Annotated in this window: 15 protein-coding genes; 5 read left to right on the forward strand and 10 right to left on the reverse strand. The window is 59.4% G+C overall.

The window, feature by feature from the left end:
* Window positions 1–298: 298 nt before the first annotated feature.
* Both VHB22_RS11910 and VHB22_RS11915 read right to left on the reverse strand, forming a co-directional pair.
* Complete coding sequence (locus VHB22_RS11910; RefSeq protein WP_325457196.1) at window positions 299–1,900, reverse strand: DHA2 family efflux MFS transporter permease subunit; 1,602 nt, start codon at window positions 1,898–1,900, stop codon at window positions 299–301.
* A 31-nt stretch (window positions 1,901–1,931) separates the two neighbouring features.
* Window positions 1,932–3,233 carry an HlyD family secretion protein gene (locus tag VHB22_RS11915; protein ID WP_414652739.1) on the reverse strand — a complete coding sequence of 434 codons (1,302 nt, stop codon included), beginning with the start codon at window positions 3,231–3,233 and terminating at the stop codon, window positions 1,932–1,934.
* A gap of 166 nt (window positions 3,234–3,399) precedes the next feature.
* Between VHB22_RS11915 and VHB22_RS11920 the strand changes: the two genes are divergently transcribed.
* Window positions 3,400–4,074 carry a TetR/AcrR family transcriptional regulator gene (locus VHB22_RS11920; RefSeq protein ID WP_325457197.1) on the forward strand — a complete coding sequence of 225 codons (675 nt, stop codon included), beginning with the start codon at window positions 3,400–3,402 and terminating at the stop codon, window positions 4,072–4,074.
* Window positions 4,075–4,078: 4 nt separating this feature from the next.
* On the opposite strand, the gene asnB is transcribed toward VHB22_RS11920, so the two are convergent.
* From asnB to VHB22_RS11935, 3 genes are all read right to left on the reverse strand, one after another.
* The gene (gene asnB / locus VHB22_RS11925; protein WP_325457198.1) at window positions 4,079–6,121 is read right to left on the reverse strand and encodes an asparagine synthase (glutamine-hydrolyzing); all 2,043 of its coding nucleotides are present in this window, start codon (window positions 6,119–6,121) and stop codon (window positions 4,079–4,081) included.
* Between the two features lie 290 nt (window positions 6,122–6,411).
* Window positions 6,412–6,708: a hypothetical protein gene (locus tag VHB22_RS11930; RefSeq protein WP_325457199.1), complete on the reverse strand. Its 297-nt coding sequence runs from the start codon at window positions 6,706–6,708 to the stop codon at window positions 6,412–6,414.
* 200 nt (window positions 6,709–6,908) lie between these two features.
* Window positions 6,909–7,754, reverse strand: coding sequence for a MoxR family ATPase (locus tag VHB22_RS11935; protein WP_325457200.1), 846 nt, complete (start codon window positions 7,752–7,754; stop codon window positions 6,909–6,911).
* A gap of 321 nt (window positions 7,755–8,075) precedes the next feature.
* Here VHB22_RS11935 and dksA point away from each other — a divergent pair, with 321 nt between their 5' ends.
* On the forward strand, window positions 8,076–8,810 hold the full coding sequence (gene dksA / locus VHB22_RS11940) for an RNA polymerase-binding protein DksA (protein WP_325457201.1): 735 nt from the start codon (window positions 8,076–8,078) through the stop codon (window positions 8,808–8,810).
* Between the two features lie 115 nt (window positions 8,811–8,925).
* Window positions 8,926–9,189 (forward strand): hypothetical protein, encoded by a 264-nt coding sequence (locus VHB22_RS11945; protein WP_325457202.1) that lies wholly within the window; start codon window positions 8,926–8,928, stop codon window positions 9,187–9,189.
* A gap of 52 nt (window positions 9,190–9,241) precedes the next feature.
* On the opposite strand, the gene VHB22_RS11950 is transcribed toward VHB22_RS11945, so the two are convergent.
* Window positions 9,242–9,640 carry a hypothetical protein gene (locus VHB22_RS11950; protein WP_325457203.1) on the reverse strand — a complete coding sequence of 133 codons (399 nt, stop codon included), beginning with the start codon at window positions 9,638–9,640 and terminating at the stop codon, window positions 9,242–9,244.
* 227 nt (window positions 9,641–9,867) lie between these two features.
* Between VHB22_RS11950 and VHB22_RS11955 the strand changes: the two genes are divergently transcribed.
* Window positions 9,868–12,423, forward strand: coding sequence for a hybrid sensor histidine kinase/response regulator (locus VHB22_RS11955; RefSeq protein ID WP_325457204.1), 2,556 nt, complete (start codon window positions 9,868–9,870; stop codon window positions 12,421–12,423).
* Window positions 12,424–12,506: 83 nt separating this feature from the next.
* Here VHB22_RS11955 and purQ read toward each other — a convergent pair whose 3' ends face one another.
* The 4 genes from purQ to purC form a co-directional block, all read right to left on the reverse strand.
* Window positions 12,507–13,211 (reverse strand): phosphoribosylformylglycinamidine synthase subunit PurQ, encoded by a 705-nt coding sequence (gene purQ, locus VHB22_RS11960; protein WP_325457205.1) that lies wholly within the window; start codon window positions 13,209–13,211, stop codon window positions 12,507–12,509.
* Window positions 13,212–13,373: 162 nt separating this feature from the next.
* Window positions 13,374–13,823 carry a hypothetical protein gene (locus VHB22_RS11965; protein WP_325457206.1) on the reverse strand — a complete coding sequence of 150 codons (450 nt, stop codon included), beginning with the start codon at window positions 13,821–13,823 and terminating at the stop codon, window positions 13,374–13,376.
* Window positions 13,824–13,826: 3 nt separating this feature from the next.
* Window positions 13,827–14,066 (reverse strand): phosphoribosylformylglycinamidine synthase subunit PurS, encoded by a 240-nt coding sequence (purS, locus tag VHB22_RS11970; protein WP_325457207.1) that lies wholly within the window; start codon window positions 14,064–14,066, stop codon window positions 13,827–13,829.
* An 83-nt stretch (window positions 14,067–14,149) separates the two neighbouring features.
* Window positions 14,150–14,941, reverse strand: a complete 792-nt coding sequence (purC, locus tag VHB22_RS11975; protein WP_325457208.1) for a phosphoribosylaminoimidazolesuccinocarboxamide synthase — start codon at window positions 14,939–14,941, stop codon at window positions 14,150–14,152.
* Between the two features lie 388 nt (window positions 14,942–15,329).
* Between purC and VHB22_RS11980 the strand changes: the two genes are divergently transcribed.
* Entirely contained in the window at window positions 15,330–15,656 is a 327-nt protein-coding gene (locus tag VHB22_RS11980; protein WP_325457209.1) for a DUF1476 domain-containing protein, read from the forward strand.
* Window positions 15,657–15,745: the final 89 nt, after the last annotated feature.

Raw genomic sequence — 15,745 nt, forward strand, 5'->3', positions numbered from 1 at the left:
TATCTGGGTGACAGCCGTGCGATGTTGCAATGCGGCAGGCCGTCGTGCAAGTGCGCATGAGGCTATTTCGGCGGCGTGCCAGCTTTTCAGAGTCAAATTGCCGTTAACGTGCGAAGCGTCTCGCGCTTTTCGTCGGCAATTTTCCCTAGGCACATCCCGCATATGCCGGGGCGACGAAGATACGCGAAGCGCATCGCAATAATGTGAGGGGCGCCGCGCGGGGGAAGGGAGAGCGGCGGCCCCTCACTCTGGTCCTCTCCCCGGAGTGCAGGAGGGGAGAAGAAAAATATCGTCGCGACTAATGACCTCCGGCTCCGGCCGGAAGAGGCGCCGGCTTGTGCATCATCAACGTGAAGATTGCCGCACTCGCGAACAGCACCGTAAGGACGACAAAGATATCTGCGAACGACAGAACATTGGCTTGCGTGCGAACCAGCCGCGCGAGCTGCTTAATCGCCGACAGATCGCCATCGGGAAGCACTTGCGACATCGACTGTTGCATCGAGGCGAGTTGATCTTCAGCAACCGCGCGGCCCCACGAAACGCTTTCGTGCAAGCGTTCGAGATGCAAATCGAGGCGCTTGTTGAGGATCGTATTGATCATCGCCAGCCCGAACGCGCCGCCGAGGTTTCGCGTCAGGTTGAAAAGTCCCGACGCATTTTTCAATTGCTCTTTCGGCAAAGTGCCGAGTGACAGATTGTTGATCGGCACCATGCACAGCATCAACGAACAGCCGCGCAGGATTTGCGGCAGCAACAATTCATAGAAGTCCCAGTCCGACGTGATGTTCGTCGTGATGTAGGTTCCGGCCGCGAAGCCCGCGAACCCGATGAGCATCATCGCGCGGGGATCAAGAAGGCTCGCAAGCCGTCCCGCAATCGGCGCAGTCATGAACATCGCGACTCCCGTCACGAACATCGTCTCGCCGATCATCAAAGCGTCGTACCCGCGCACCTGTGCGAGGTAGACGGGGTAGATGTACGTCAGCCCATAAAGCCCGATGCCCATCGTAAAGCTGAAGAATGATCCGAACGCGAAATTGCGGTCGCGGAAGGCGCGTAATTCCACGATCGGATCCTTCGCGGTGAACGCGCGCCAGAAGAATACGAGCGCGCCAACCACCCCGACGACGGCGAACGTCGCAATCGTCTGATCGTCGAACCAATCGTAGCGCGGACCTTCTTCGAGCACGTACTCCAGCGAGCCGAGCATCAGCGCCATGCTGATGAGTCCAAGATAGTCGAACCGGTCGAGCAGCGAATAATCCGGCTTGTCGAAATCGACGAGGAAGTAGACCGCAATTGCGACAAGGATTCCGGGCCCGACGTTCACAAGGAATAACCAGTGCCACGAATAAGAGTCGCTCAAATAGCCGCCGACCGTCGGCCCGATTGTCGGCGCGAGCGTTGCGACCAGCCCGATGATCGGCGACACGATGTTTCGTTTTGACGGCGGAAAGAGAGAGAAGGCGACCGCGAAGACACTTGGGATCATGCCGCCGCCGATGAAGCCCTGAATCGCTCGATAAACGATCATCTGATCGATCGAGGTCGCGGTAGCGCACAGCGCGCTGGCGGCGGTGAAGCCGATGGCCGCAGAAAGAAACAGCACGCGCGTCGAAAGCGCCCGCGCCAGAAAACCCGACAACGGGATCATCACGACTTCCGCGATCAGATACGCCGTCTGCACCCACGGAATTTCATCCGAGCTGGCCGAAAGACCGGCCTGGATTTCCGCCAGCGATGCCGAGACGATCTGAATGTCGAGGATCGCCATGAACATGCCGAACACCATCGCAAGAAAGCCTGCGAGTTGGCGCGGCGTCACGCCGATCCAGGCGAGGGTGCCTGGCGGGACGTCGGACGCTGGCGGCGATGTCGGTGTCTGAGACGTGCTCATGCCTCGTCCCTCCGGCTAACGATCCGGTCGGTTAGTTTGCGGCCTGCTTTTGAGCCGACCCCTTCGGCGTCGTGCGCGTGTCGATGTCGACCACAACTGACAGTCCCGGACGAAGCCTGCCCTTCGCTTCGGATGCGGGAATTGCAATGCGAACCGGTACACGTTGCACGATCTTCGTGAAGTTGCCCGTCGCGTTCTCGGGCGGCAGCAGCGAGAACTGCGATCCCGACGCCGGGGCGACGCTGACGACCGTACCCTTCAGAACTTCACCGCCGAGTGCATCGACTTCGACATCGGCCGTTTGACCGACGGTAACCGGTCCGAGCTGCGTCTCCTTCAGATTTGCGTCGACATACACCTTATCGAGCGGAACCACGGCAGCCAGCCGCTTGCTGGGCGTAACGTAGTCGCCGACTTGCACATTGCGATTGCCGATGACGCCGTCAAAGGGCGCGCGGATGGTTGTGAACGAGAGATCGCGCGCCGCCTGATTGACGGCGACCTGCAATTCCTTTGCGACTTCCACGGCCTGATCGCGTTGAGCATGAAGGAGCGCCACATTTGCGTCCGCCGACTGGATTGCGGCCTCATTGGCTTTGAGTTGAGCGCGTGCGGAATCGCGTGCTGCGATAGCCGCGTCGAGCGAAGCCTTCGTTGAGTAATCTTTGGCGGTAAGCGCGTTTGTGCGGGTGTAATCGGCTTCCGTCTTGACGACGGTTGCCTTCGCGGAATCGAGTTGTGCGCGCGCCTGTGCCGCGGCCGCTTCGGCCGCCTTGATCTGCGCGTCGAATGTGACGATTGCCGCGTTCTGCGTCGCGAGCTTCGACTTTGCCTGATCGAGCGCCAGTTGGTAGTCGCCGCGGTCGAGACGAACGAGCACGTCGCCTTGTTTCACGAATTGGTTATCGACGATGGGAACGTCGGTGACGTACGCGGAAACCTTCGGCGAGATTATCGACATGTGGACGCCGACATAAGCGTCGTCGGTCGAAACGATGAAACGGCCGACGGTGATGTATTGGTAAGCGAACCACGCGCCGGCTGCGAGCACGAGCGCGCCGATGCCCATGAAGATCGGCTTCCGCCGCGAGCCGGGCTTCGCCACCTCGGCATTTTCTGCCTTGACGGCGGTGCCTTCACGAGCGGTAGGAGGCTCCCGCGTTTCCGCAGTCGGCGTCGCCTCCGCCTTCATTGGAGGAAGGTGAGAGACTTTTGCGGCGTCGGCGACCGCATGCAGCCGCGCATCTGCAGCCGATGATCGAGGCTGCACGACCGAACGCTCGATCGCGTCTTGGCGCTCCTTTAAGACGGTGTTCAATTTATCTCTCGACATGACGCCAATCCTTAACGAAGATGGGCTTATATTAAACCGAACGGTTCAGTTCTGGCTTGACATACACGCTCGGAAGACGGATATCAAGTCGAAACTGAACCGTTCGGTTCCGTTATTTGTGGATTTCAATGAAACGGGCGTTATCCGCTCGTATAGGATTGAGCGCATGGATTCGCATTCAGCACCTTCGCCGGGGCGTCCGGAGCGACGAGGCGGCAGGCCCGCCGCTGGCACCGACCCGCAGAAACGCCGGCAAATCCTGGATGGTGCCGGGCGCATTTTCTCGACCTTGGGCTTCGACGCGGCGAGCATGAATGACGTGGCTCGCGAAGCGCAGGTATCGAAAGCGACCCTCTATGTTTATTTTCAGGATAAGGAACATCTCTTCACGGCCATCTGCGCCGAGCGCCGCGACCGGAATATCTCCGAGTTGATCGCGCTGCTCGATCGCGAGCAACCGCTGGAAGACGTGCTGACACGGTTCGGCATCAACGTAATGACGATTATCGCGCAGCCATTCGTCATTGCGGCTCATAGGATCGTCATCGGCGTAGCCGAACGGATGCCCGAAATCGGAAGGGAATTCTATGAGGCCGGCCCGCAACGGACGATCGACGCGGTGGCAGCTTTCATCGACCACCATGTCGCCGCAGGCAATTTGAAGGTCCCGGATTCTTCACTCGCCGCCGCGCAGTTTCTCGAACTCGTGCAGACGGAGATCATGCGGCCGCGCCTCTATGGCGCAATCTCGGAGCAGGCGACAGCTCAGGACATCGAGCAGGTCGTGAAATCGGCGGTGAGAATGTTTATGGCCGCCTACGGCGCGGCGGAGCGCAGCTGATCCCTCAGCCGGCGGCAGCACTCGCAGGCATCTCTTCCGCAAATCCAAGATCGCGAACGTCTCCGGCGACGCCTGAAAGCGAACGCCAGTCGGGCAAACTCGCGAGCGAAGAGTCGACAAACGTTTGATGCCAAAGCTGCGTCGCAAGAACCGCGACAAGCCCAAGTTCGACCGAGCTTCGGCGATAGAACCGTGTCGTCAGTTCGCGATACTTGGTTCGCCAGATCTGCACGGCTTTCGGATCGAAGTAACCGGTTTTTTTGAGCGACTCTTCGCTCAGAAGCTCGTCCACATACGGCAGTCGCTGATCGAGGAAAAAGCCATCGAGCGGCGCCCGGAACATACCCTTCGGCCGCCAAGCGACCGACTTCGGCAGCCACCGTTCGGCGACGCGCCTCAGGAGATATTTCTCCTTGAAGCCCTTGAGCTTCCAATTCGGATCGATGTTCGCAAGGAAATCGAAGACGTTATTGTCAAGGAACGGATAGCGCATCTCGACCGATTGGCTCATCGCGATGCGGTCGCCTTTGAGGCTCAGAAGCTGGCCCGGAAGATGAATTCGTCCGGCCCAGTAGATGGCGCGATTGACCGGATGCCACTTCTGAGCGCGGCCGAGATCGGGCGCGAAGTCCGCGTAGGGATCGTGTCCGGAAAGGTCGGACAGCATGCTTGCGCTGTAAAAACGGAAGCGCGATGCACCGAGAAGATCGTAAAATCTTTGGAAGGCATGCGGGCCGCCGGCCGATGGGACGCAACCGTCCAGATACGCGACACCATCCTTCGAGCAGCCGAGCCACGTGAACGCCCGCCTTCGCAGAGCCACATCGAGCGTGCCGCCCGAAATCGCGCCGAGGCCCTCGAAAACGCGATTGATTTTATACCACGGATATCCGGCGAGCCACTCGTCCGAACCTTCACCCGTTAGCGCAACTTTGAAACCTTCATTGTGGACTTTGCCCGCAAGCAGCATCAGCGCAGTGCAGGACGTGTCCGTCACGGGCGCTTCCGTCGCGACGAGCAGACGCTGATAGTTTGAGACGATCTCTTCCGATCCGCACGGGACGACATGCGGATTGGCATTGAGATGTCGCGAAATGACCGCCGCCTGTTCGGTCTCGTCGAGCTTGGGATCGCGAATTTTGACGGTGAAGGTGGCGGGCGCTGCACCGAGAATATCTCGCGCCATCGCAACCACGGTGCTGGAATCGACGCCGCCGCTCAAATACGAAGCAACCGGAACGTCGGCTCTGAGACGCCGCTGGACGGCCGCGTAAAGAACGCTCTCGAATTCGTTGACGAGCGTCTTTTCATCCTGCCCGCCAATTTCATTCCCCTTGTCGGGGAAATCCATCGTCCAATAGCTGCGTTCGGAGATCTTCGCGCTTTCGCCTGCTCGCCCGCGCGTAATCGTCAGAAAATTTCCCGGCGGCAGGATGTTGATGCCTTCGAAGCAGCTGAACGGCCCCGCGACTGCGAGAAAGTTGAAAACCGCATCGATGCCGCGACGGTCGGGTCTAGCCTCGACAAGACCGGTCGCCAGAAGCGTCTTGATCTCGGAGCCGAAGATAAGCCAGTCCGTGCCGAAGCGCGTCGTTCGCGTCCAATAGAGCGGGCAGATGCCGAAGCGATCGCGCGCCAGGACAAACGTCTGTTGACGTTCGTCGAATAGCGCGAACGCAAACTGCCCGTTGAGCTTCGCGAACATGTCTTGCCCGTACTCCTCCCACATGTGCGGGAGAATTTCGGTGTCGCAATGCGTGGTGAGCTTGTGTCCGCGCGTCTTGAGATCGTAGCGCCAATCGTTCTGATCGTAGATTTCGCCGTTGAAGACGACCGAGACGCTCTTATCCTCGTTGAACATCGGCTGTTGACCGTCGGCCAATCCGACGATGCTCAAGCGTCGCGAAGCGAAGCCGAAGCCGGGACGTTGCAGATATCCCTCTTCGTCCGGGCCACGGTGATGCATGGCGTCGGCGGCGCGCTTCAAAACGGACGCCGGCACGCTGCGGCGCCCCTTCAAGTCGATGATGCCGAAGATGCCACACATAGACGATCCAAAGCGCTCCAGAAAACTGCGCGCGAATTCGCACGACGGGCCAGGTTTTAAGTTTCGCGGCGCCGCGGCCAAGGCTTGCCCAAGCGAGATAGAACGCCTGGCAATAGCTCGCAAAGGAGCTTCAGATTGCGCAGCGATCTTCTATATGGCCAGGAGTTCGCAGAATGGTGGTTAGCGCTCGCGACAAATACGCACAAGCAAAGAAGCAGAGCTAGGCCTGGTGGCCTAGCTCCTTTGTCGAAAAGCGCACTGTGCGATCGTGAAATTCCGCTGAACCGCGATCAGGGGCTCGGAGCGGGAGCCGGTGGCGAAGTCGTTGTCGAACCGCTATCCGCAGGCGTCGTCGTCGCGGGTGCGGCGGGTGTGGTTTCCGCTGGCTTTTCTGCAGCAGCCTTATCTGCCGCGGCTTTATCGGCTGCCGCCTTATCGGCGGCGTCTTTGGCCTCCATCGCCGCTTTGTCGGCGTCGGCTTTATCCGCGGCCGCCTTATCTGCTGCGGTATTTGCCTTGTCTTCGTTGTTGCACGCGGCAAAGCCAAGCGTGCTCACAACAGCCAACGCCACTAATAACTTTCTCATTTCAAATCTCCCTAGCCGCAATCGCTGATCCATCGGGAAAGGCCGAGAAAGCCATTCAGGCGCAACCATCGGCTGAAATCAAGCTGAAGCACGCGCTCAAAATATCGAACAAAGTTTCTTTAAACTGGGCGGACGTAACAGGGTAACGCCATACGGCTGGAAATTTCGGCAATGCAAAAAGGAAATATCGGCAACGATCCCTAATCTTTACGCCGCCGCGTCATGAACGCGAGACGTTCGAGGAGATGGACGTCCTGCTCGTTCTTGATGAGCGCACCAGCGAGCGGCGGCACGAGCTTCCTCGGATCGCTTTCGCGAATAAGAGCTGGATCGATGTCTTCGTTGAGGAGCAGTTTCAGCCAGTCGAGCAGTTCCGAGGTCGAAGGCTTCTTCTTGAGCCCCGGCACATCGCGCAGCTCATAGAAAATTCGCAGCGCATCGCTGACGAGACGGTTTTTCAGCCCCGGAAAATGCACCTCGACGATCCGGCGCATCGTTTCCGCGTCCGGAAACTTGATGAAGTGAAAAAAGCAGCGCCGCAGAAAGGCGTCGGGTAGTTCCTTTTCGTTGTTCGACGTGATCAGCACGATCGGCCGTGTGGTGGCTTTGATTGTCTCACCGGTTTCGTAGACGAAGAACTCCATACGATCGAGTTCTTGCAGAAGGTCGTTCGGGAATTCGATGTCAGCCTTGTCGATCTCGTCGATCAAAAGCACGGAGCGCTCCGGCGCCGTGAACGCCTCCCACAGCTTGCCGCGTTTGATGTAGTTGGCGATGTTCTTGACGCGCTCGTCGCCGAGCTGCCCGTCGCGAAGTCTCGAAACGGCGTCGTATTCGTAAAGACCTTGCTGCGCTTTCGTCGTCGATTTGACGTGCCATTCGATCAAAGGTGCGTTGAGGGCACTTGCAACTTCGGCAGCGAGTACCGATTTCCCCGTTCCCGGTTCGCCCTTGATCAGGAGCGGACGCTGAAGCCGGATCGCGGCATTGACCGCGACCTTGAGATCGTCGGTTGCAACGTAAGAGGAGGTGCCTTCGAATTTCATGGAGTGATGGGTCTCATTAGCTGGCATGCCGCTAGCCTAAGTGCGGACTGAAATCTCAAGCAAGATGACCGAAGCGCACCGTCCGACAAAAGTATTCCTTGCGCGTAGACGCGAGCGGATGGGGTGGCGTATCGTAAGCTTTTGTTATCACAGGGATAAATAGTCCAACCTTGATTGGGCGGCATCCTTGGCTGCGGCTTGACTCGGAGGGCCCTCCGCATAGATAAGGGTCGGCCGAAATACGGGCCCGATTCCTTGAGGCGGTCTCCTCTTCGGCGACGATTATCAGCTCGAGTGCACAAGCCTCAGGAGAGGCGGACGATGAGCAAGACGATCGCGGCAAAGGCGGCAAAGGGCAAATCCGCCGGGAAGAAATCTGCGGGCAAGCCTGGCGCGGCTGCAAAGGCCGGCAAGGGACAGGCAGCGAAAGCCGCTACCGCCGAAAAGAAGAAGCCGGCAAAAGCTGCTGCGAAGTCGGCGCCGGTCAAGGCATCCATCAAGGCACCCGACAAGGGCAAGCTGGGACATCAGAAGCCCGCTCCACAAAACGCCGCAACGCGGGTAGTAGCGGCCGCGAAACCGGCGCCGCCGAAGAAGTCAGAGGGTACGAATAAGAAGATGGCTCCGCGCGTAAAGATTGCCGACATCGTTTTGCCGCCAGGGTACAAGCCCTCGGACGACGAGCCGTTCATGAACGACATGCACAAGGCTTACTTCCGCAAGCGGCTGCTTGAATGGAAAGATGAAATCCTGCGGCAAACCCGCGAGACGCTGGCAATCCTGCACGAAGATTCGACTCAGCACGCGGACCTTGCCGATCGCGCCACCTCCGAGACGGATCGGGCGACCGAGCTTCGCACGCGCGACCGCCAGCGCAAGCTGATTGCCAAGATCGATGCGGCATTGGGCCGGATCGAGGACGGCACATACGGCTATTGCGAGGACACAGGCGAGCCGATCGGCTTAAAGCGCCTCGATGCGCGTCCTATTGCGACGCTTTCCGTCGAGGCTCAGGAACGCCACGAACGTCGCGAGCGCGTCTACCGCGAGGAATAGCCAGCCATCTGGCGCGCGCTCTAATTGTTCCGTTTTCGGACAGACTTTACGCCGCGTTAACGGATTCCGCCGACACTCGCCTTGTCCGGAGCTTCTGCCTGGAAAGGATCGTGCCGTGTCAGTCTCGGTTTCTTCTAAGATGTCGGCTGTCGTGATGGTCGCGGTCGCGGGGGCAATGTTGTCGTCGGCGCCGTGGCTTAAAACATTCAAGCTCCCCTACGTTGATGCTTCGGCAAGTCCAGCCATGTGGAGTGCTCGCGCCAACCACAAGCACCGCAAAGCCGTGTTGGTGAGCGGCTCGATCGCAAGCGCCACGAGCCCATTCAATCTTCGTAAGCTGACAATGTCCGACTTCGGTGACGTCGAAGGCGCGCGCTAATCTGCACGCTTTCTGTATCTCGGTCTAAGACCTGAAACCCGGCACCTAATCCCTAGAACCCAGCACCTTGTTCCGGATCGGCGGGACCTTGGTTCTGCTGGACCCGCCCAAGAATGGGGGGACGGCGAAAAGCGGCCTGCTCGCGAGGCGGCGGCGCGGCTGCGGGTGTGCCCTGTGCAGCGGATGCTGCAATGCCGGTCTCTATGACAACATCGACAGGACCACCGGTCATGACGAGATGCTCGACGTCGTCTCGCCGGATCAGCAGTAATTTTCTGCGGCTATCGACGTTGGCGTGATCGACGACCTCGAGCCGGCGCTCACCTTTCGGCCGGAACAGCATCGCAGCGGGTGTGGTTCCATTGAGATAAGCCCGGACGAAAACCGCGATTCCGGCGCAGAGCAAAGCCAGCACCGCCAGGAGAAACGTCCAGAAAATGTAGGTTTGCATGCTGCCTCGCCGCTTACTGTCCAATGGCTCGATGGCGCCGCACAAAAATTAGCGCCCCGTCAACGATCGTTACTCTCGAGTTGACCGCATGTTAACCCTCTTGAGAGAAGTCTTAGGCAACCAAAAACCGCCGACTCGTTGCGGCACAGTTGTAGTTGCGTTTGAGTTCCAGTCCCATGCTCCAGTCTGACGTCCCGCTGATCGAGAATCAGTTAGATTCCAATTCCATGAATGATCGCGAGGCGTTGAGGGTCGATGCCGCCCCGATCGATCCGCTGATGACGGCGGAAGGGTTTGGCGGGTTCCTCCCGATAGCACTGATCGTCGCGGCTGCTGCGGCGCTGGTCTTTGGCCTGCTCGCTAGTGGCTCCGGCGAGCCGTTGCTGCTGACCGTCATCGCGGTTCTGGCGATGCTCGGCATGTTCCTGATCTTTGGCGTTGCCGCCGGTCATATCCGCATCGGCGCACGCTTGGCTCCAGGCGACCTCCTGAAGGCAGCAGCCGACGCCAGCGACCAGCCACAAATCATAGCGCAGCTCGATGGTTCCGTCGTCTATGCCAATGGCGCAATCGACGATATGTTCGGACGCCACGAGGCTGGACCGTTCGCCGCGCTCGAAGCCGCGATGAGCGTGGAGCCCGAAGCGACGCAGGCGCTCTTTCGTCTGACGCGCGCCGTCGAGCGCGGCGAGACGCGCAGTGAAGAAGTGCGCTTGCGGCCGGGGCCAAGCAGCCGGCCGTCATGGGTACGAATATCCGTTCGTCCTTTCGCATCGACCGGCCGGGATGTTGATGGCAGCCCGACACGCCAGCGGTTGGCGCTATGGCAGGTCAAGGACGTTTCGAGCGACAAGACGAAGGAAGCACAACGCATCGGCAGTCTCGAAGCTTCGCTCGCGGCCTTCGACTCGATGCCGGCAGGCTTCATGTCGATCGCAGGCGACGGCGCCATTCTTCACGTCAATGCCGCGTTTGAGCAATGGCTCGGTTATCCCGTCGGCTCGTTGCGGACCCACAATCTGCGTCTCTCGGAATTGGCAGGGGAGGAGGGCGCGCAGCTTCTGGAGCGCATGTCCGAAATCGCCGATGCCGAGCAGCGCGTCGTCGATCTCGACCTGACGCGCCAGGACGGTCGCATGGTCCCGCTGACGCTGTTCGTCGAGCCCGCCGGAGAGCAGGCGAGCCACGGCTTCACGATTACGGCGATCAACAGGCTGACGGCCGGTCTTGGCGATCGCTCGTATCAGGATGTCCGCGCCTCGCAGTTCTTCCAATCGGCACCTTTCGGTATTGCAACGCTCGACGGTGAAGGCCGCATTGCAAACTGCAACCCGGCATTCATGCGCCTCGTTCTCGATGGGAGCCCGGCGCAGGATATGCTGGCCTCCGACGCATTGTGCCGGACAGCGGAGCCCGAAGAGCGCAGTCGCATTGAAGCCAATCTCGCCGAGGTCCTGGCGGGCCGCGGTCACGTTCAACCCGTCGAGATCACCGCAGGCGAACAGAAGCAGTTCAACTGCCGCGTTTTCATGTCCCCGCTCGCGGCTGTCTCGGGTGGCGCCGCGGCCGCGCTCTACGTCATCGATGCGACCGAGCAGAAGAAACTCGAAGGCCGCGTCGCCCAGGCGCAGAAGATGGAAGCCGTCGGCAATCTCGCAGGCGGCATCGCACATGACTTCAACAATGTCCTGACCGCAATCATCGGCTTTTCCGATTTGCTGCTGCAAACGCACCGTCCGAGCGATCCGGCCTATAAGGACATCAAAAATATCCAGACGGCGGCCAATCGCGCGGCCGGTCTCGTCGCCAATCTCTTAGGCTTCTCGCGCAAGCAGACGCAGCAGGTGACTGTCGTCGATCTCGGCGAGCTGATGACCAATTCGAAAGCGCTTCTGAAAACCTCGATCGACGAACGAGTCGAGCTGAAGATACAAGCCGAGCGCGATCTCTGGTACGTCCGGGCCGACAGCGATCAGCTTTTCAATATCGTTCTCAATCTGGTCCGCAACGCTCGCGACGCCATGCCGTCGGGCGGCAAGATTACGATCCGCACACGCAACGTCACCGAGCGCGAAAGCCAGAAGATGAGCGCGGTCGCGGGCTTCAAGACGGGAGAATACGTGCTCCTCGAAGTCGCCGACACCGGCACCGGGATGAGTCCGGAAGTGATGGCCAAGATCTTCGAGCCTTTCTTTACGACCAAGGGCGTCGGCAAAGGCACGGGCTTGGGCCTCGCGTCAGTCTACGGCATCGTCAAGCAGTCGGGCGGCTTCATTCAGCCCGAAAGCGAGGTCGGCAAAGGCACGACGTTCAAGATCTTCCTCCCGCGCCATGTCATCGAGGATGACGACGTCGAGGCAGCGCGGCCGCAGACTATTGCCGCCGCGAAGAAAGAGCTGAAAGCGACGGATCTCACCGGCACCGGCCGCGTCCTGCTTGTCGAAGATGAGGTCGAGGTTCGCCAGTTTGCCGTCCGCGCGCTGAAAAGGCAGGGTTACCAGGTGCTGGAAGCGACCGACGGCCTCGAAGCACTGGAGATCATGGCGGCAAACGAAGGGCAGGTCGATATCGTGGTTTCGGACGTCGTGATGCCTGAGATGGACGGTCCAACGCTCTTTAAGGAATTGCGCAAGCGCAATCCGGCGATGAAGGTGATTTTCGTATCCGGTTATCCCAACGAAGCGTTCCGCGAGAGCATGGGCTCTGACGATTTCGCGTTCCTGCCGAAGCCGTTCTCGCTTCCCCAGCTCGCCGCCAAGGTGAAAGAAGAACTCGCACGGTAGAGCGCGCAAAGTTCGCGGCAGCGACGCGTAGTGCTGGTCTATTGTCATCCCGGCCCGCGCTGGGATGACGAAAAGAAGAAAGTTCAGGTCGCGGCTTCCAGCGTCGAAAGCAGAATGCTTTCAAATACGCGACGCCCGTCTGTCCCGCCAAGAGCGGTTTCATAGAGACGCTCGGGATGAGGCATCATGCCGAGCACGCGGCCCGTCTCATTGACAATCCCGGCGATATTGCGTTGTGCCCCGTTAGGACATGCCTCCGGCGAAACGTTCCCGTCCCCGTCCGAATAGCGGAATGCGACGCGCCCTTCGCCTTCAAGCCGGTCTAGCGTATCGCCGTCGGCAAAATAATTGCCTTCTCCGTGCGCCACCGGAATTCGGATCACTTCGCCCTTGCGGTAGCACTTCGTGAAGAACGTCTCGTCGTTCTCGACTTTCAGAAACACGTCGCGGCAGATGAAATGCAGCGAGGCATTGCGCATCAGCGCGCCCGGCAGCAACCCAGTCTCGCAGAGCACCTGAAAGCCGTTGCAGATGCCGATAACGGGCGTTCCCGCTTTCGCCTTTGTAACCACGTCCTTCATGATCGGCGAATGCGCGGCCATGGCGCCGCATCTCAGATAGTCGCCATAGGAGAATCCGCCCGGCAGCACGATGACGTCGGACGAGGGGACGCTCGCATCGCCGTGCCAGACCATTTTCGGCGCGAAGCCAGTGATCCGCTCGATCGCCGTTTTGACGTCGCGATCGCAGTTCGACCCCGGAAACACGATGACGGAAGCGCGGAGCATCCTCGATAGCCTCGATTATCCGTTGTAACCGCCGTCACGCATATCCTGACGGCGCGTCAATTCAGAACTGACAGAGGTCAGGTAATGCGACTCCGGCGCCAAGTCCACTCGCCGCCCCGTCGCGCCTGGAACAACCCTACTCCCTTCCCCTTGCGGGGATCTTTAAGGTCCCGGCGCGAGCGGCGACCGTTCGCTCTTCTGTCGCGCGACCTCGTCTCGGGACAGATTGGTCAGCCTCGTGTCTTCGGCTTTGATCTGTGCCAGCAATGCCTCAAATTGCGCTTTATCGCCAAAACTGCACGCCTTGCTCTGCGCCGTCCAGACGCCGGTGACCTGTTTTAGAAACTTGCGCAGGATGATGGCGGGATGCCCGGGCTCGCCGGGGTTGGTGAAGGTAATCTCCACACGCCAGATCGTGGGCGCCGAAAGGGTAATGACATCCTTGCCGTCGCGGGACGTACGGTCAGCCCCGGGCAGCCAAGCCGCCCAGTTCCGAAGCGCCTCGAAACCTTTGCTGCAATCAAGATCAGGCGGAGGCGGGATAGGATCGGCGGCGGCCCGGCAAATACCGAGCACGAGCATCGCAAGGATCGCCGCGAGCCGCGCCGCCATCGATCAGCTGATCTCGTAGCTATAATTTTCAATGACGGTATTCGCGAGCAGGTCTTTGCACATCTGCTCGACGATGGTCTTCGCCTTGTCGGGGTCTGTCTCGACGAGGTCGACCTCGATGTATTTGCCCTGACGCACGTCGCCAACGCCGGAAATCCCAAGCCCTTTGACGGCGCCCTCGATGGCCTTGCCCTGCGGATCGAGGACACCGTTCTTCAGCGTAATTCTGATGCGGGCTTTCATGCGCTTCGCTTTTTAGGGATCGGGTTTAGGGGCTAGGTTCTAGGAAAAGTCGCCCTAAAACCTAATTACTAGCCCCTAACCGTTCAATTGGGTTTGCCACTAACGGGATTCGATGCAACGAGCACCGGACCCGCGCCGCGCGGGCGTGGATTTTCAGTCAACACGCCAAGCCGCCGCGCCACTTCCTGATAGGCTTCGAGCACGCCGCCGAGATCCCGCCGGAAACGATCCTTGTCGAGCTTGTCGCCCGACTGCAGATCCCAGAGCCGGCAGCAGTCCGGGCTAATCTCGTCAGCAAGAATGATGCGAACCTGCTCGTTATCATAATGGCGGCCGAACTCGACCTTGAAGTCAACGAGCCGAATGCCGATGCCGAGGAACAGGCCCACCAGGAAGTCGTTGATCCTGAGCGCCAGCTGCATGATCTCGTCGATCTCTTGCGGCGTCGCCCAGCCAAACGCCGTGATGTGCTCTTCCGAGACCATCGGGTCGTTCAGTTCGTCCTTCTTGTAATAGAACTCGATGATCGAGCGCGGAAGCTGCGAACCTTCTTCCAGGCCGAGACGTGTCGAAAGCGAGCCCGCCGCGACGTTGCGAACGACGACTTCGAGCGGAATGATCTCGACTTCTCGGATCAATTGCTCGCGCATGTTGAGACGCTTGATGAAGTGCGTCGGAACCGCGATCTCTCCGAGTTTCATAAAAATGTATTCGGAGATGCGATTGTTCAGTACGCCCTTGCCTTCAATCAACGCGTGTTTCTTCGCATTGAACGCGGTCGCGTCATCTTTGAAATGCTGAATGAGGGTTCCCGGTTCGGGACCTTCATAGAGGACCTTTGCCTTGCCCTCGTAGATGCGGCGACGCTTGTTCATTCCGGGTCCTCTGAGGATCAACAGCTTGCTCTCACTCATACGTAGATCGGATTTTTCTCAAGAGTACTGTGTCAGACGCTGACGCGTTGATTTTCCAACTTGTTTTTTGCATGTCGGGGAAGGAGTCGCGCGCCTTTTCGCGCCCGAAAGCCTTGTCCGGAGACTAGCCGAACGCGGGGGGCGACACAATGTAGACCATGAGCCGCAGCGTCCTTCGGGAGGCTCTCAGCCAACCCGTTGATTTCGTTCAGACCGCCGATTAATGCTGGTGAATGTCAACGGAGCGGCTGGCTATGCAACGCGCGCCCCCGGCGCGCGTGATTATCATACACAACTATAAGTTGCGACCGGTGGGCAGCCGGGAATGCTGAAAGGGAGCTTTGACGAAATGACGACGTTCAACGATCGCGAGCAGGGATTTGAGAAGAAGTTCGCTTTGGATGAAGAGCTGAAATTCAAAGCCGAGAGTCGGCGCAATAAGGCGGTCGCGGAATGGGCGGGCGCTAAGCTCGGACTGACAGGCGACGCGCTCGAAGCCTACATCAAGGATGTTCGCAAAGCTGACCTTGCAGAAAAGGGCGACGACGACGTCTTCCGCAAAGTGAAAGCAGACTTCGCAGCAAAGGGCATCGCGGTCGACGACGCCGAGATACGGACGATCATGGCCAGTGCCCTCGCCAAAGCCGTTACCGACCTCGAGTCCGCAAAGGGCTGATTGTCTGGGATTCGATCGTTTCCCTTTTAGCACCATGGCCGCCCTCCGAGGCGGCCATCCGGGGCAACACGACGGGACAGCGAAGCAAG

This window comes from Hyphomicrobium sp., from assembly GCF_035548195.1.
Taxonomy (GTDB): domain Bacteria; phylum Pseudomonadota; class Alphaproteobacteria; order Rhizobiales; family Hyphomicrobiaceae; genus Hyphomicrobium_B.

What these genes read in the sequence shown, in the direction of transcription:
- VHB22_RS11910 (WP_325457196.1), bottom strand. Translation starts at nt 1,900, where the DNA reads ATGAGCACGTCTCAGACACCGACATCGCCGCCAGCGTCCGACGTCCCG.
- VHB22_RS11915 (WP_414652739.1), bottom strand. Translation starts at nt 3,233, where the DNA reads ATGTCGAGAGATAAATTGAACACCGTCTTAAAGGAGCGCCAAGACGCG.
- VHB22_RS11920 (WP_325457197.1), top strand. Translation starts at nt 3,400, where the DNA reads ATGGATTCGCATTCAGCACCTTCGCCGGGGCGTCCGGAGCGACGAGGC.
- asnB (WP_325457198.1), bottom strand. Translation starts at nt 6,121, where the DNA reads ATGTGTGGCATCTTCGGCATCATCGACTTGAAGGGGCGCCGCAGCGTG.
- VHB22_RS11930 (WP_325457199.1), bottom strand. Translation starts at nt 6,708, where the DNA reads ATGAGAAAGTTATTAGTGGCGTTGGCTGTTGTGAGCACGCTTGGCTTT.
- VHB22_RS11935 (WP_325457200.1), bottom strand. Translation starts at nt 7,754, where the DNA reads ATGAAATTCGAAGGCACCTCCTCTTACGTTGCAACCGACGATCTCAAG.
- dksA (WP_325457201.1), top strand. Translation starts at nt 8,076, where the DNA reads ATGAGCAAGACGATCGCGGCAAAGGCGGCAAAGGGCAAATCCGCCGGG.
- VHB22_RS11950 (WP_325457203.1), bottom strand. Translation starts at nt 9,640, where the DNA reads ATGCAAACCTACATTTTCTGGACGTTTCTCCTGGCGGTGCTGGCTTTG.
- VHB22_RS11955 (WP_325457204.1), top strand. Translation starts at nt 9,868, where the DNA reads ATGAATGATCGCGAGGCGTTGAGGGTCGATGCCGCCCCGATCGATCCG.
- purQ (WP_325457205.1), bottom strand. Translation starts at nt 13,211, where the DNA reads ATGCTCCGCGCTTCCGTCATCGTGTTTCCGGGGTCGAACTGCGATCGC.
- VHB22_RS11965 (WP_325457206.1), bottom strand. Translation starts at nt 13,823, where the DNA reads ATGGCGGCGCGGCTCGCGGCGATCCTTGCGATGCTCGTGCTCGGTATT.
- purS (WP_325457207.1), bottom strand. Translation starts at nt 14,066, where the DNA reads ATGAAAGCCCGCATCAGAATTACGCTGAAGAACGGTGTCCTCGATCCG.
- purC (WP_325457208.1), bottom strand. Translation starts at nt 14,941, where the DNA reads ATGAACAAGCGTCGCCGCATCTACGAGGGCAAGGCAAAGGTCCTCTAT.
- VHB22_RS11980 (WP_325457209.1), top strand. Translation starts at nt 15,330, where the DNA reads ATGACGACGTTCAACGATCGCGAGCAGGGATTTGAGAAGAAGTTCGCT.